This is a genomic window from Kluyvera georgiana (assembly GCF_050990895.1).
GTDB lineage: Bacteria > Pseudomonadota > Gammaproteobacteria > Enterobacterales > Enterobacteriaceae > Kluyvera > Kluyvera georgiana.
Genome location: NZ_CP158865.1, coordinates 2637328 through 2651349, shown reverse-complemented (window position 1 = coordinate 2651349; position 14022 = coordinate 2637328). Strand labels below are relative to the sequence as shown.

The 14022-nt window shown below is 54.0% G+C and carries 15 protein-coding genes and 3 tRNA genes; 9 read left to right on the top strand and 9 right to left on the bottom strand.

The annotated features are described in order from the left end of the window. Positions 1 to 28 precede the first annotated feature (28 nt). Positions 29 to 169, bottom strand: a complete 141-nt coding sequence (locus ABTW00_RS12570) for a hypothetical protein (RefSeq protein WP_100250004.1) — start codon at positions 167 to 169, stop codon at positions 29 to 31. A gap of 249 nt (positions 170 to 418) precedes the next feature. Here ABTW00_RS12570 and ABTW00_RS12565 point away from each other — a divergent pair, with 249 nt between their 5' ends. Next, positions 419 to 625, top strand: coding sequence for a glycogen synthesis protein GlgS (locus ABTW00_RS12565; protein WP_064545763.1), 207 nt, complete (start codon positions 419 to 421; stop codon positions 623 to 625). Between the two features lie 89 nt (positions 626 to 714). Here ABTW00_RS12565 and ABTW00_RS12560 read toward each other — a convergent pair whose 3' ends face one another. After that, positions 715 to 2016, bottom strand: coding sequence for a uracil/xanthine transporter (locus tag ABTW00_RS12560; protein WP_433635877.1), 1302 nt, complete (start codon positions 2014 to 2016; stop codon positions 715 to 717). Positions 2017 to 2161: 145 nt separating this feature from the next. Beyond that, positions 2162 to 3115, bottom strand: a complete 954-nt coding sequence (locus ABTW00_RS12555) for a LysR substrate-binding domain-containing protein (RefSeq protein ID WP_433635876.1) — start codon at positions 3113 to 3115, stop codon at positions 2162 to 2164. A gap of 142 nt (positions 3116 to 3257) precedes the next feature. On the opposite strand from ABTW00_RS12555, the gene ABTW00_RS12550 reads away from it, so the two are divergent. From ABTW00_RS12550 to ABTW00_RS12530, 5 genes are all read left to right on the top strand, one after another. Next, the gene (locus tag ABTW00_RS12550) at positions 3258 to 3785 is read left to right on the top strand and encodes an NAD(P)H-dependent oxidoreductase (RefSeq protein ID WP_433635875.1); all 528 of its coding nucleotides are present in this window, start codon (positions 3258 to 3260) and stop codon (positions 3783 to 3785) included. A gap of 16 nt (positions 3786 to 3801) precedes the next feature. Continuing rightward, entirely contained in the window at positions 3802 to 4785 is a 984-nt protein-coding gene (locus tag ABTW00_RS12545) for an aldo/keto reductase (RefSeq protein ID WP_433635873.1), read from the top strand. A 134-nt stretch (positions 4786 to 4919) separates the two neighbouring features. Further along, the gene (locus ABTW00_RS12540) at positions 4920 to 5558 is read left to right on the top strand and encodes a carboxymuconolactone decarboxylase family protein (RefSeq protein WP_416374500.1); all 639 of its coding nucleotides are present in this window, start codon (positions 4920 to 4922) and stop codon (positions 5556 to 5558) included. A 123-nt stretch (positions 5559 to 5681) separates the two neighbouring features. Then, positions 5682 to 6020, top strand: a complete 339-nt coding sequence (gene pspE / locus ABTW00_RS12535; protein ID WP_065358194.1) for a thiosulfate sulfurtransferase PspE — start codon at positions 5682 to 5684, stop codon at positions 6018 to 6020. A 156-nt stretch (positions 6021 to 6176) separates the two neighbouring features. Beyond that, positions 6177 to 6494, top strand: a complete 318-nt coding sequence (locus ABTW00_RS12530; RefSeq protein ID WP_064545745.1) for a putative quinol monooxygenase — start codon at positions 6177 to 6179, stop codon at positions 6492 to 6494. A gap of 48 nt (positions 6495 to 6542) precedes the next feature. On the opposite strand, the gene ABTW00_RS12525 is transcribed toward ABTW00_RS12530, so the two are convergent. From ABTW00_RS12525 to ABTW00_RS12515, 3 genes are all read right to left on the bottom strand, one after another. Further along, a tRNA-Val gene (locus tag ABTW00_RS12525) sits at positions 6543 to 6619 on the bottom strand. Positions 6620 to 6623: 4 nt separating this feature from the next. Further along, a tRNA-Val gene (locus ABTW00_RS12520) sits at positions 6624 to 6700 on the bottom strand. Positions 6701 to 6704: 4 nt separating this feature from the next. After that, positions 6705 to 6781 (bottom strand) — tRNA-Val (locus tag ABTW00_RS12515). Positions 6782 to 7048: 267 nt separating this feature from the next. On the opposite strand from ABTW00_RS12515, the gene zinT reads away from it, so the two are divergent. Then, positions 7049 to 7702, top strand: a complete 654-nt coding sequence (gene zinT / locus ABTW00_RS12510) for a metal-binding protein ZinT (RefSeq protein WP_433635871.1) — start codon at positions 7049 to 7051, stop codon at positions 7700 to 7702. A 48-nt stretch (positions 7703 to 7750) separates the two neighbouring features. On the opposite strand, the gene mdtK is transcribed toward zinT, so the two are convergent. After that, a complete protein-coding gene (mdtK, locus tag ABTW00_RS12505) occupies positions 7751 to 9124 on the bottom strand; it encodes an MdtK family multidrug efflux MATE transporter (RefSeq protein ID WP_065356903.1) in 1374 nt (457 codons plus the stop codon). Positions 9125 to 9374: 250 nt separating this feature from the next. Between mdtK and ABTW00_RS12500 the strand changes: the two genes are divergently transcribed. Next, positions 9375 to 10013, top strand: coding sequence for a riboflavin synthase (locus ABTW00_RS12500; protein ID WP_065356904.1), 639 nt, complete (start codon positions 9375 to 9377; stop codon positions 10011 to 10013). Positions 10014 to 10055: 42 nt separating this feature from the next. Here ABTW00_RS12500 and ABTW00_RS12495 read toward each other — a convergent pair whose 3' ends face one another. Both ABTW00_RS12495 and ABTW00_RS12490 read right to left on the bottom strand, forming a co-directional pair. Beyond that, complete coding sequence (locus ABTW00_RS12495; protein ID WP_271447514.1) at positions 10056 to 12011, bottom strand: NAD(P)/FAD-dependent oxidoreductase; 1956 nt, start codon at positions 12009 to 12011, stop codon at positions 10056 to 10058. Between the two features lie 17 nt (positions 12012 to 12028). After that, positions 12029 to 13270: an L-lactate MFS transporter gene (locus tag ABTW00_RS12490; protein WP_433635869.1), complete on the bottom strand. Its 1242-nt coding sequence runs from the start codon at positions 13268 to 13270 to the stop codon at positions 12029 to 12031. A gap of 202 nt (positions 13271 to 13472) precedes the next feature. Between ABTW00_RS12490 and ABTW00_RS12485 the strand changes: the two genes are divergently transcribed. After that, positions 13473 to 14021: a PadR family transcriptional regulator gene (locus ABTW00_RS12485; RefSeq protein WP_433635868.1), complete on the top strand. Its 549-nt coding sequence runs from the start codon at positions 13473 to 13475 to the stop codon at positions 14019 to 14021. The last annotated feature ends 1 nt before the right edge of the window (position 14022 follow it).

The window sequence follows — 14022 nt, the reverse complement described above, 5'->3', positions numbered from 1 at the left end:
AGGCCGGCACTCAGTGCCGGCCTTTTTATCAGATTTTGCAGGCATCGCCGCAGTCATCATCAGCGATAATCGCCTGCGCTTTTTTGTCTGCATCGTCCAGACGTTCCGCATTGCGCTCTTGCGCTTCTTCCAGACCGTCAAAAACCAGGTTATCGAGATCAATTTCCATTAGTTATGTACTCACTCTGTTCTACACTTGTCACAGTATATTGCAAAAGTGTTGATTGATGTACCCGCTTATGGACGTGACCGCCTATTCAGCACGAAGCGTCATCCCTGTTCCGGCCTTTTTGCCGAAATGTGACGTAGCGCCGCTGAAATGCGCACGCAGTGTTCAAAGAGATATCGATAACAGGCGAATACTGGAAACAGGAAAGCATATAACCTTAAAACGAGTACCAGATCGGAGGGATATGCAATGCAGAAACAGGATCTACAAGCATTAACTAATTTTGATTTTCTGGCCCGCAGTTTTGCACATATGTACGCGTCAGGCCATCCCATCGACATCAGCACGATCACTGGCAACATGAACGAGCAGCAGAGAATCTGGTTTTGTGCGCGGTACGACCATTACCGAAAGCAGGCTGAAAGGGCCAAAGCGCAAGCGCTGGAAATGTGTTAATCATTAGCGGGCCGAATGGCCCGTTCTTATTCAACCGGGCACGTTCAGTGCCCGTTGTTGTTTCCAGATAATGGCGTTATCCGGAACCTTTATTTGATGCGCTCCCACGGAATGATGTTATCCAGCAACACAGACAGCAGGATACCGACCAGCAGGCCATTGCTGAGCAGCGGGCGAAGGGTGAGCGGAACATCCTGCAGATACACGGGTGGCAGACTCATCAGGAATAGCCCAACAAACAGCGGCAGCGCGAGGCGATAGATATTCCGCGAGGTAAACTTGACCTGCTGGCTGAAAACGAGGCTGGAGTAGAGCAGCGGCAGATAGGAAACCAGCATCACCGCGCTGCTGACGCCCAACGGAATGGCGCAGAAGAAACGGGTGAGTGGGGTGATGAGTGCGACCAACAGGAACAGCATTCCGCCGTAGAAGAAGGAGCGTCGCGAACTATCGCCGGTCTGGGTTAACAATCCCACGGAAGACACAAACGGGGAAAACGGGATGACGGCGAACGGTACCGTCACCAGCGTAATGATGCCGGAGACGATAAAACTGCGGCGATAGTGAGCGCCGCTGGCCGTAGACGATGGGTAAAATACATCGGTACCGCGAATTGCGCCATAGGTGTTGCTGATGTTAACCAGCCCGGTCATTACGGCGGTCAGAATAATTCCCGGCGACAGCGCACCGTGACTGCCGAGCGGGAACCACTGCCAGTGCAGCTCACCGAAGGCGGTATCTGCGGCCCCAAAACAGAGACGCCAGATCGCCCAACCCACCACGGTACCTATCAGCAGCGCGTAGCGCGAAATACGCGGCGGCAGGAAAATAATCAGGCCAATCACAAACAGCATCACCGCCACCGAGAGCAGAAACGGGGCGAGCGACAGACTAACGGTAGTCCTGGCAATGCCAAAAGGCAGCCCCAACATACCCTTAAAGAAAATCGCCGTGAGCTGTGCCCCGAGCAGAAGCATAAAGGTGACCATCACCGTTGGGGTAAACAACTTCGCCAGCCGGTTCCCCAGCCCGCTGATGCCGATGAGGATGGTGAGCACCGCCGAGATCGCAATGCCTACCGCCAGACTGCTGGCGATATCATTCAACGGCGTACCGCGCGACGCTTCGGCCAGCGTAATTGTCAGGATCGTTCCCCACCACAGGCCGGTAGGGCCTTCCATAATGGCGCGGCGATGGCCGCAGAACGTTTGTAGCAGACAAGCAACGGCGGTGGTCAGGAACGCATACTGCGTCAGCATCAGCAGGCTGCTTGCTGGGAGGTGGAAGGCGGAAACCAGGGTGGGAGGGACCACCACGGTATTGCAGAATATAAAGAAGAACCATTGAAAACCGGACAGCAGGTTTTCGCGTGAAAAGAGAGAAATCGGCATAGGGCACATCCGTAAATAAACGCTACTGTATGCTTTTCTGTCACTCCTCGGGAAAAATCAGCACTAACGGCCTGAAAAGCGGAATGAAATGCCGCCCAGGCAGCATGAAATGCATTATTTGTGTGATGAATATATTGATTATCGCCTATGCAGCAAACTCTGCCAGTCTGGAAAGCGGGAAATGCAGCGAGGGATCCTGCCTCAGGATGTCCAGCAGATACTCAATCGTCACTCGTACGCGGGGGGCGATCAGCGCCCGATGCGGATACTGAATCACCATTTCATAGCTGCCGGGATCGTGCTGACCAAAGAGTAATACTTTCAACTGACCGGTTTGCAGGTGCGTGATGGCGTGATGGACGCCCACCTGCGCAATCCCCAACCCGAGCCGGGCCGCCTGTAGCTGAGCTTCGGGGGCGGAGAGAGTGATGGCCGCAGCGTCGGGTTCAAGCGTGGTCAGGCTATCGTCTGTACCACGGAATCCCCAGGGCGATACTCGTCCGCCAAGAAAGCGACGGGCAATCAGATGGTGGTTTTTGAGATCCTCTGGCGTTTGCGGCACACCCTGTTGAGCCAGATAATCCGGCGAAGCGACCAACACCATATTGAGCTGGCAGACCGGGCGTGAAATCAGCGAAGAGTCGACGATACGCCCGCCGCGGATGGCCAGATCGTAACCGTCGCGGACAATATCGGTCACCCGATCGTCAAAATCGATCTCCACGGACAGACCGGGATAGCGTTGACGTAGCCCCGGCAGCGCCGGCAGGAGTTGCTCGCGGCCAAAAGCGGCACTAGTGGAGATGCGCACATGCCCGCGGGTTTCCATTTTGCCGGCCACCACCGTATCGACGGCGGTATCCAGCGCGGCGATGGCAATGCGTGCTTGCTGAAGAAACGCCGCGCCTTCCTCAGTCAGACTCAGCTTACGCGTGGTGCGGTTCATCAGACGAACGCCCAGCGCTTGCTCAAGCCCGGCAATATTTTTGCTGATGGCGGCGGTACTCACTCCCTGAAGACGCGCGGCGGCGGCGAAGCTACCCGCATCGGCAGCATCGATAAATGACGTCATCGCGCGGACGCGCTGCGAGAGTTCCATGGTCGTCTCCTGAACGGGAATCGTGCTTGATTATTATTAACCTGAGGTTGAAAGCACTTCAACCATAAGTGCTATTAAGGTTATCAATCATCGGCCGCATACTGCCAGTCATACAAGATGATGGCACTAAAGTGAGGACGCTATGAAAACGCTGGTGATTGTATCCCATCCCTATTTTTCGCAATCGCGGGTGATTCGCGCCCTGCAACACACCGCAGAGCGCGCAGAGAATGTGACGATTCGTCACCTGGAGCAGATGTACGGTAATGATGCGGCGGCCATTGATGTCGCTGCGGAGCAGGCGGCCTACCGCGAGGCCGAGCGCGTGGTTTTTCTCTATCCCACCCACTGGTTTAATTTGACTCCGATGCTCAAAGCCTATCTCAATGAAGTCTGGACCTACGGCTGGGCATTTGGGACAGGCGGTACGGCGTTAAAAGATAAGCAGTTGCAGGTTGTGACTACCGCTGGCGCCAGCGAGTTTACCTATTCGCATGAGGGGCTGCTGAATAGCACCATGGAAGAGGTGCTGACGCCGATGAAGGCCAGCGCTCGCTATGTGGGGATGCACTATCGTCAGCCGCTGGCGTTTTATGAGGTGGCGAGCGGTAACAAAGACAAGATCGCTGATTTTCAGGCCCGCTTCGCGGCGCAACTGGCTGGAAAATAATGCAGAGGAGCGAGATATGATCAAACGTCAGTTGGGGCAGGGACTGGAGGTTTCCGCGTTATCGCTGGGGTCGATGGGCTATGGCAAAGCACGCGATCTGCCGGACCGGGGGCAGATGATTGAACTGCTGCGCAGCGCGGTGGCACGCGGAATGGATTTTTTTGACACCGCGGAGGTTTACGGCCCGTGGACCAACGAGGTGATGGTGGGCGAAGCGCTTGCGCCGGTGCGCCATCAGGTCAAAATTGCCACCAAGTTTGGCTGGGATATCGATCAACGAACCGGTGAACATCGGGGTGGCGTAAACAGTCGGCCAGAACAGATTCGCCGCTCGGTGGAGGGCAGTCTGAAACGTCTTGGCACAGACTATATCGATCTCTGCTATCAGCATCGTGTCGACCCTGATGTTCCGATGGAGGATGTCGCTGGAACGGTACAGGATCTGATTGCGGAGGGAAAAGTGCGCTGGTTCGGTATGTCCGAAGCCAGTACTGCCTCTATTCGACGTGCGCATGCGGTGCAACCTCTGGCCGCGTTACAGAGCGAATACTCTTTGTGGACTCGCGAGCCCGAAGCGCAGGTGCTTCCCACGCTGCAAGAATTGGGTATCGGTCTGGTCCCCTACAGTCCGTTAGGCAAAGGCTTTTTAACCGGTAAAATAGATACTGCAACGGTATTTGATCGCAATGATATTCGCGCGAAAACGCCACGCTTTACCGAGGATGCGCGTGCCAGCAATCAACGTTTGATTAGTCTGATTCGTGAGATTGCCGACCGTCATCAAGCCACGCCCGCTCAGATCGCGTTGGCGTGGCTGTTGGCGCAAAAACCGTGGATTGTCCCGCTGTTTGGCACCCGTAGCCTGAGTCGCTTTGAAGAAAATATTGGCGCGCTCAACGTGCGGTTGGATGAACAGGATTTACAGCGCATCGAGGGAGCCAATATCACTATTCAGGGCGAACGCTATCCGGCTGAAATCCTTCGGTTCTCTGGCAAATGACGGTCCCAATTTATGAAATTGAATCATAGCTCAGTTCTGATTCCTCCCTCTAATCATGGGCAAACCGGCTCAGTATACTGTGCTTATTGACCTGCTTTCAGGGGCGCGATGGCGCCCATCACGGAGACAATACCATGCAAAACCCACTGACTCATCAACAACAGGCGATGATCCCGATTGCGGCGTTTACCGCGCGTGGCGACATGAACCGACTGACGCTTGCGCTGAATGAAGGGCTTGACGCGGGGTTAACGGTAAATGAAATCAAAGAGATTTTGGTGCAGCTGTACGCCTACTGCGGCTTCCCGCGTAGCCTGAATGCGCTGGGCTGCTTTATGTCAGTCATCAATGACCGTCAGGCGCGGGGGATTGTCGATGAAGAAGGTAAAACCGCGACGCCGCCGATGGAAAACTGGGACAGCCTGACGGCGGGGACGGAAAATCAGACGCGGCTGGTGGGGCAGACGGTTAGCGGTCCGCTATTTGATTTTGCGCCAGCCATAGATGTGTACCTGAAAGCGCATCTGTTTGGCGATATCTTCCAGCGCGATGTACTGGACTGGTCCGCCCGCGAGCTGGCGACCATTTCAGCCCTGGCGGCGATACCGGGGGCGGAGAGCCAGTTGAAAAGCCACTATGCCATCAGCCGTAATAACGGCATCACGCCGGAACAATTCCACGCTTTTGTCGCTGTGCTGGCGGAAAAATGTACGCCCGATATCGCGACTCATGCTCGTACGGTACTGGCGCAGTATCTCAATGAAGCCGTTTAAAGCGTTCAACAGGGTAAAAGAGGGGAACCACGACAAAGGTCACTTTTTTACCTGGCATTGCGCCTATCCCATACAAAACAGAGGGCTATAATGCGATATAACGTTCAATAACGAGGAAATACCATGTCTCAACAAGCCCGATTACTGAAAAATATGCTGTTTGCTGGCGCTGTACTGCTGACCTCTACGGCCTCCTGGGCCGCGGAGCACTGGATTGATGTGCGCACCCCGGAACAGTATCAGGAAACGCACGTACAGGGGGCGGTGAATATTCCGCTTAAGCAGTTAGCTGAACGTATTGGGGAAGTGACGCAGGATAAGAATGACACGTTGTATCTGTACTGCAACACCGGCAATCAGTCAGGCAAAGCGGAAACGCTGCTGCAAAAAATGGGCTATAAAAACGCAGTTAATGAAGGCGGCCTGAAAGATGTCGAGAAAAAGCAGCCCCTGGTAAAATAGTGCTTTTCTCCACCCGCGGTAGGCTAGCGGCTTTCCCGTTGATAAAAGATAGATTGGCGTAATCGAGACGACGTTGCTAGCCTCAATAGTTCAGGTATCCGGGTGGTTCTCCTGTGAAACCACCCGATTTTGTTATTGACGCACGAAGGATCTCACATGAGCGAAGTTAAGATTGTTGCTACCCTGACGCCCCGCCAGGAACATATCGATACCATCAGAAAAGCTGCACAGGCGATGGTGCCTCTCACGCATCAGGAAGCGGGGTGCTTACAGTACGATCTGCATGAAAGCCGGGCGATTCCCGATGTCCGCGAACTGGCAAATGAAGGCGGTGTGTCGTTTGTTTTTATTGAGCGCTGGAAGTCGGAAGCCGATCTGAAAAAGCACGTAGCGATGCCCTATCATGATGATTTTCTGGCGATTCTGGATGGAAAACTGGATAGCATCAACGTACAGCGATTAACAAAACTGTAAGATTGATTAGCAGAAGAGAGAGAAGAAAAGCGCCATATCGAAGGGATATGGTGCGTTCGATTGGACTCGAACCAACGACCCCCACCATGTCAAGGTGGTGCTCTAACCAACTGAGCTACGAACGCGTAATGGTGCGTTTAATTGGACTCGAACCAACGACCCCCACCATGTCAAGGTGGTGCTCTAACCAACTGAGCTATAAACGCATAATGGTGCGTTCGATTGGACTCGAACCAACGACCCCCACCATGTCAAGGTGGTGCTCTAACCAACTGAGCTACGAACGCATTGTTGCTTGCGGCAACGGGGACGAATATTAGCGGCAGCAGCGGGCTGTGGCAAGCGGAAAATGTGTGATTTAACCCGACTGGAGAACTTTTGCCCATCTCTGCTGCATTTTTCTGCGGTTCATCAAACTCCGTTGATCTCCCTCGATTTTATGACACTGCTATTTTGCTTACGGCATCTTATCCGCAACCCTTTTTGTGACTGAGGATTGAAATTGAAAATGTTATGTTATAACGTTTTCACCTTCATGTGGACGATAAGGATAAATGCGAGTGAAACTTCTGGGAAAAATGGTTTTGGTGGCGGGGACGCTGCTGGTAAGCGGTCAGGCGCTGTCTCATGGGCATCACGATCACGGTCAGCCGCTGTCGGAAAAGGAACAGAAGGCGGCAGAAGGCATATTTGACGTTGCCGATGTGAAAGATCGCCCGCTGGAAGACTGGGATGGCATGTGGGAGTCGGTGAATCCATTGCTGCTTTCCGGCGATCTTGACCCGGTTTTCAAGCAAAAAGCCGCGAAAGATAAAAACAAAACATTTGCGCAAATTAAGGAATATTACCGCACGGGTTATGCAACTGACGTCAATATGATCGGTATTGAAAACGGCGTGATGGAGTTTCACGTGGGTGATAAGGTCAGCGCCTGTCATTATCGCTACGCTGGGCACAAAGTCTTAACCTATGCATCAGGCAAGAAGGGCGTGCGCTATCTGTTTGAATGCCAGGACGCAAATAGCGCTGCACCGAAATACGTGCAGTTCAGCGACCATATCATTGGGCCGCGAAAATCCAGCCACTTCCATATCTTTATGGGTAACACCTCTCAGGAAGCCTTGCTGACAGAGATGGACAACTGGCCGACTTACTACCCGTACCAGTTGAGCAAAAAGCAGGTGGTGGATGAGATGCTTCACCACTAAACGCAGCGCCCCCTCCACCTTTAGAAGGTGAGGGGGCTGGCCACATTATTATCGCGCGGCGCGCTGCAGAATGACCGCTGCCGGTTGGCGCTGAAGGAAGCGCATTCTCAGCATCATCATTACTGCCGCCGATGTCAGACCAATAATAAAGCCCCACCAGAACCCCGCCGGCCCCATACGCTCAACCACCAGATCGGTCAGCGCCAGCACGTAGCCGCACGGCAGGCCCAGCACCCAGTAGGCGATAAAGGTAATAAAGAAGATCGAGCGCGTATCTTTATAACCGCGCAAAATACCGCTGCCGATAACCTGGATTGAATCAGAAATCTGATACAGCGCGGCCAGCAGCATCAACTGGGCGGCCAGCGTGACGACTTCGGGATTATCGTTATACAGCAAGGCGATGTGGGTACGCATCAGGGTAGTGAATACCGCCGTACAGACGGCCATGCACACCCCAACGCCCAGACCGGTACGCGCCGAAACCTGCGCGTCAGGCGTCGAACCCTGGCCCAGACGGAAGCCGACGCGGATGGTCACTGCCGCCGCCAGCGACATTGGCAGAACGAACATCAGCGAGCTGAAGTTGAGCGCAATCTGGTGACCGGCAACGTCAACGATCCCCAGCGGCGACACCAGCAGGGCGACAACTGCGAACAGAGTCACTTCAAAGAACAGCGCCAGCGCAATCGGCAGCCCCAGCGTGGCCAGACGCTTAAGAATGGCGAAATCCGGGCGGCTGAAACGCCCACTATGGCGAATATCGCGCATCGAACCCGCATGGCGAACGTAGTAGAGCATGCTAAAGAACATCACCCAGTAAACCGATGCGGTCGCCACGCCGCAGCCCACGCCGCCCAGCTCCGGCATGCCGAAATGACCGTAAATAAAGATGTAGTTAACCGGAATATTCACCAGCAGGCCGATAAAGCCCATGACCATACCGGGTTTTGTTTTCGCCAGCCCTTCACACTGGTTACGCGCCACCTGGAAGCAAAGATAGCCCGGCGCCCCCCAAAGCAGTGCGCGCAGGTAGCCAACGGCTTTATCCGCCAGCGCCGGGTCGATGTTATGCATCGCGCGAATGATATGGCCAGCGTTCCACAGCACCACCATAATCAACACCGAGACAAAACCGGCCAGCCAGAACCCCTGGCGAACCTGTAACGCGACGCGTTCGCGGCGACCGGAACCATTAAGCTGGGCAATAACCGGCGTCAGCGCCAGCAGCAGACCATGGCCGAAAAGAATGGCCGGCAGCCAGATAGAGGTACCAATAGCCACGGCGGCCATGTCGGTGGCGCTGTAGCCGCCGGCCATGACCGTATCGACAAAACCCATTGCCGTTTGGGCCACCTGCGCAAGGATAACCGGGATAGCCAGAGCTAATAACTGACGCGCTTCGCTAAAATACTTCTGCACGTGAACACCTGTATTGTTGTTATTTATTCTCGCCGTACGCGGGCACGGGAGACAGATAAGCCGCCTTAACCGGCAGCAAGAAGAATAAATAGAGGAATTACTCCGGTATTGTAGCGAGGATTTGCTATTAATCTAGTCAAAAAAAAGGGGGCGTGCCGCGGAAGGTGGCAACCTGTTTTATCAACTGCTATTGTGCGTAGCAGATGAACCGGTAGCGATACCGGTACGATGATTAACAGGAGTTAACGATATGTTCACTGGTATTGTGCAGGGCACGGCAAAAATCGTGTCCATTGATGAAAAACCTAACTTCCGCACCCACGTCGTGGCGCTGCCGGAACATATGCTGTCTGGTCTGGAAACCGGTGCCTCGGTGGCACACAACGGCTGCTGCTTAACGGTCACGGAAATCAATGGCGACCAGATTAGCTTCGACTTGATGAAAGAGACGCTGCGCATTACCAACCTGGGCGATGTAAAGGTAGGCGATCTGGTTAACGTTGAGCGAGCGGCGAAATTCAGCGATGAAATTGGCGGCCACTTAATGTCGGGTCATATTATGACTACCGCTGAAGTCGCGAAAATTCTGACCTCGGAAAACAACAAGCAGATCTGGTTCAAAATCCAGGACCCATCGCTGATGAAATATGTCCTGTATAAAGGTTTTATCGGTATTGATGGCATTAGCCTGACGGTAGGGGAAGTGACGGCGACTCGTTTCTGCGTGCACCTGATTCCGGAAACGCTGGAACGGACTACGCTTGGCAAAAAACGTCTTGGCGACCGTGTGAATATCGAGATTGACCCGCAAACTCAGGCGGTAGTCGATACCGTAGAGCGCGTGATGGCGGCAAAAGAAGCGGCTGTGCAACAGGTCGTCGCGGAATAATCTAAAAGAATGCCCGACGCAGGCCGCGCCGGGCATTTTCCTCTATACGTCCATAGCCGCGTGGTGACCTTGATAAATGGCCGTGGTGATAGTCGACACCTTCACGCAGTCACCCACTTGCGCCACCCACGGCGCGCAGTCACGCAGCGCCTCAATTGTTTCATGACGTGGACGCTGCCCGAGTGCGCAAATTACCGATTTCCCAGTAATTTTTACCTGCTCTCCGCGTGCGTTTTCACATTCTACGCCGTCGTCGTGAATCGATAGCGCGCGGTGCTGGGTATAGACAGCAATTCCAGACTTTTCGATTTCTGCCAGCAGCAGCGGACGGTGGCGAATATTGGCATCGGGCGATAGCTGGGTGTTCATTTCAACCAGTTTAACCCGCTTATGCTGACGCGCCAGATGAATCGCGACCTCGCATCCTGCTAGCCCGCCGCCGAGCACAACAACCTCATCAGCGATCTCGCCCTGATGGTGATGGTAGTCATTGATTAGCACCACGTTGCGGTTATGGATGCCCGCAATCGGCGGAACGTTGGCTTCTGAGCCTGCGGCGATAATCAGCGCGTCGGGGCGGATACTGTCGGCAAGTTCTGGCGTGACCTGCGTATTCAGGCGAATATCCACACCTGCGGCGGCACAAAGTTTGCCGAGCGTTTCACCAAGCTGGTACATCTCGTATTTAAACGGGATGGCCTGTTCGCCAATAAGAATACCGCCTACCTCACTATTTTGTTCGCACAGCACCACGTCGTGACCGCGGCGAGCAGCGGTCCATGCCGCCTGCAGACCGCCGGGACCCGCACCAACTACTAGCACTTTTTTACGTTGCGGCGCGCGAGGGATCTCAAGTCCATCCCGTTCACGGCCAATCAGTGGGTTAACGGTGCAGCGGCGGGTTGATGTTTCTGCGCGTTCCGCCATGCAGGTAAAGCAGCGCAGGCAACGAATAATGGTATCATCCTGGTTGGCCATCACTTTATTCGGCAGTGCTGGGTCGGCAAGCAGCGCGCGCGCCATCTCGACAATATCGGCCTTACCGGAGGCGATAATCTCTTCCATCATCTGCGGATCGTTAAGGCCGCCGACCGTAGCGACCGGCACGCTGACGTGTTTCTTAATTTCAGCGGCCAGATAGACGTTGCTGCCATGTGGCAGGAACATCGACGGGTGAGTCAGCCCAAAGCCACGCTGATAGGTACCGGCGGAGACGTGCAGGATATCGACGTGGGATTCCAGCAGTTTGGCGATTTCAATCCCTTCAGCCAGGTCGTAGCCGCCGTCAAAAAGCTCAGAGCCGCTCATGCGAAACTCGATAGGGAAACCGTCACCCACCGCGCGGCGCACGCTTTGCAGTACTTCAATGGCGAAACGTACGCGATTTTCACGCGAGCCGCCATAGCCATCGGTCCGTTTATTAAACCATGGCGAAAGGAACTGGTTGATAAGCCAGCCGTGGCCGCCATGTACCATCACCATTTCGAACCCGGCGCGTTTAGCCAGCGCCGCTTTCTCGCCGTAGGCTTCGATAATCTCGGCGATTAGGGCCTCCGTTAGCTCGTGTACTTCACGCCCGTCAGGCCGTGTACCTTGACTTGGCCCCCATTGATAAAGACCTTCTTTCTGATTTTTGTCCGTCAGATAGGTACCTGCGTATTGGCCCGAATGCGAAAGTTCCACGCTGGCAATCGCGCCATGGCGGCGAATCGCGTCAGCGGTATAGGTAAAGCTGGCAAGCGACCCCGGTGTTTGCAGGTCAAGATGAAACATATGTGAACCTTCGGTTTTCGGGTGCACAACCAGCTCGCTGACGGTGACGTTTGCCACGCCACCTTTGGCGCGGTTTTCATAGAAGGCCGTGGAGGCGGGGCCGATGGTGCAGTCGGCGGTAATATCGGTGCCGCCCATCGGCGCGCCGAACATCCGGTTACGGAAATAGACGTTGCCGATTTTAATGGGCTGACAGAGATGTGGGTATTTGCGTGTGTTAGACATAATGTCTTCTCCGAAACTTATTGAGACAGTGCGTGTTTGTTGGTCGCGCGGAAGATAAGCGCCAGCAGCAGGGCGGCAACGCTAAAGGCCATGCCGATAGGGAATGCGGCTTTGTAGCTGTGGTTGCTGGCGAAGGTGGCGCTCATGATCGTCGGGCCGACGTAGCCTGCGATGGCGAAACCGCAAAACATAATCCCGAAATTGACGCTGTTGAAGCGCGCGCCGAACTGGTCGGCGGTGAAGCCAGGAAAGACGCCCATAAATGCGCCGAAGCACAGGCCGATTATCGAGATGCCGATGTAAAACAGTTCGCTATCGCCAGGACCGGCAAGATACAGCGAGTAGAGACCTGCCAGGGAGAGTACGCAGGCCAGCATTAACGTATTGATGCGGCCAATTTTGTCGGAGATTACCCCGGCGAGGACTCGCCCCAGAACGTTAAACAGCGCCAGAACGGAGACTGCCAGGGTGGCGGCGGCGATGGACATACCTATCATCATCCTTGCCAGCGGTGATGCGAGCGAAATACACATCAGACCGGCAACGGCGCCGCAGGTTAGCATTGCCAGCATGAGATAGAAGTTGGGGGAGCACAGCATTTGCCGCCAGTTTTTGTCGGAGCTTGGGCTCCCGGTCTTTGCACTCTGAGGCGCCTGCCAGCCTGGAGGAGTATAGCCATCCGGGCATTTGTCCATCACGAAAGCGCAGGCGCAGACGATAATCGCGAAGGTCAGACCAATAATTTTAAAGGCGGCGAGGATACCCGCTTCGGCGGTAATTAATGCGGCAATAGGGGGAATAATGACCGAGCTGATACCAAACAACGCGGTGGTGATGCCGCCGACGAAGCCGCGTTTATCCGGGAAAAACTTGATTGAGGTACTGATTGTCGCCCCGTAAACCATGCCGAGGCCCAGACCGGTGAGAATACCGTAGGTCCATACCAGATGGCTGATTTCGGTGGCATAACCGCAGAGAATCATACCGCCGCCAAACATCAGTCCACCGATAAAAATCACCAGCTTTGGGCCCAATGTGTCGTTAATTTTACCACCGGTGATCATGGTGATAGGGCCGACCGAGTTACAGACCACAAAGACAATCGCGAGATTCGCCGAAGTGATGACGCTGCCGTGCAGGCTGGAGAGGTATTCCGCCATCGGTGAGGCGAAAATGCTCCAGGCGTACATCGAGCCGACGCAGAGATTGATAAAGCAGCTGGCAGTGAGGATCCACCACCGTTTCCTTGAGTAATCCATTTTTTATCCTTAACTGTAAGTTATTTAATTTTTAACCAAATCAATATGTTATTAACAACCTGGGTGGGGATTCATTGTCAGTGACGCTAATCAATACAAACAAACATGTCAATATTTACATGTTTGTTTTTTCATGGTTGTCGAAAAGGATATGCCTGCGCAACGTGGTATACTCGGCAGGAAAAAAAACAGGTAGGTCAGAATGAAAGTATTAACCTATGCCATCCTTGGCTTGTTGAACCGGACGCCGATGACCGGTTATGACATCAGCAAAGCGTTTAATCATGAATTAGCCAAATTCTGGCATGCTAAACATAGCCAGATTTACGGTGAGTTGAAGAGCATGTTCAGCGATGGACTGGTGACCTACGATATTGAGATCAGCGGTGATATTCTGGAGAAAAAGAAGTACAGCATCACCAACGCGGGGCATCAGGCGTTGATGCAGTGGCTGCATAAAGATGAGCCGATAGAGAAAACGGCGAAGGACGTGTTTCGCGTACGGATGTACTTTTCCAGCTATCTGGATCTACCCACCCGTATTCATCTGCTGGAAAATCAGCGGATGCAGCACCTGGAGCGGCTTCACGTGCTGCAAAAAACCATGGAGCAATATCCGCAAGTGCCGCCGCTGAATAGTGACCGTTTTGGTGATTTTATCGTGCTGGAAGGCGCGATTGAACGTCAGGAAGGGATGCTGCGCTGGATAGATCGCTGTATTGGCTATTGCCGAAACGGTGAAAGGGAATAAA

Bases quoted from the DNA above. Each gene is read 5' to 3' on its own strand.
- ABTW00_RS12560 (WP_433635877.1), bottom strand. From the start codon at position 2,016: ATGCCGATTTCTCTCTTTTCACGCGAAAACCTGCTGTCCGGTTTTCAA.
- ABTW00_RS12540 (WP_416374500.1), top strand. From the start codon at position 4,920: ATGCAAAACCCACTGACTCATCAACAACAGGCGATGATCCCGATTGCG.
- pspE (WP_065358194.1), top strand. From the start codon at position 5,682: ATGTCTCAACAAGCCCGATTACTGAAAAATATGCTGTTTGCTGGCGCT.
- ABTW00_RS12530 (WP_064545745.1), top strand. From the start codon at position 6,177: ATGAGCGAAGTTAAGATTGTTGCTACCCTGACGCCCCGCCAGGAACAT.
- ABTW00_RS12485 (WP_433635868.1), top strand. From the start codon at position 13,473: ATGAAAGTATTAACCTATGCCATCCTTGGCTTGTTGAACCGGACGCCG.
- ABTW00_RS12500 (WP_065356904.1), top strand. From the start codon at position 9,375: ATGTTCACTGGTATTGTGCAGGGCACGGCAAAAATCGTGTCCATTGAT.
- ABTW00_RS12565 (WP_064545763.1), top strand. From the start codon at position 419: ATGCAGAAACAGGATCTACAAGCATTAACTAATTTTGATTTTCTGGCC.
- ABTW00_RS12545 (WP_433635873.1), top strand. From the start codon at position 3,802: ATGATCAAACGTCAGTTGGGGCAGGGACTGGAGGTTTCCGCGTTATCG.
- zinT (WP_433635871.1), top strand. From the start codon at position 7,049: ATGCGAGTGAAACTTCTGGGAAAAATGGTTTTGGTGGCGGGGACGCTG.
- ABTW00_RS12550 (WP_433635875.1), top strand. From the start codon at position 3,258: ATGAAAACGCTGGTGATTGTATCCCATCCCTATTTTTCGCAATCGCGG.
- ABTW00_RS12495 (WP_271447514.1), bottom strand. From the start codon at position 12,011: ATGTCTAACACACGCAAATACCCACATCTCTGTCAGCCCATTAAAATC.
- ABTW00_RS12490 (WP_433635869.1), bottom strand. From the start codon at position 13,270: ATGGATTACTCAAGGAAACGGTGGTGGATCCTCACTGCCAGCTGCTTT.
- ABTW00_RS12570 (WP_100250004.1), bottom strand. From the start codon at position 169: ATGGAAATTGATCTCGATAACCTGGTTTTTGACGGTCTGGAAGAAGCG.
- ABTW00_RS12555 (WP_433635876.1), bottom strand. From the start codon at position 3,115: ATGGAACTCTCGCAGCGCGTCCGCGCGATGACGTCATTTATCGATGCT.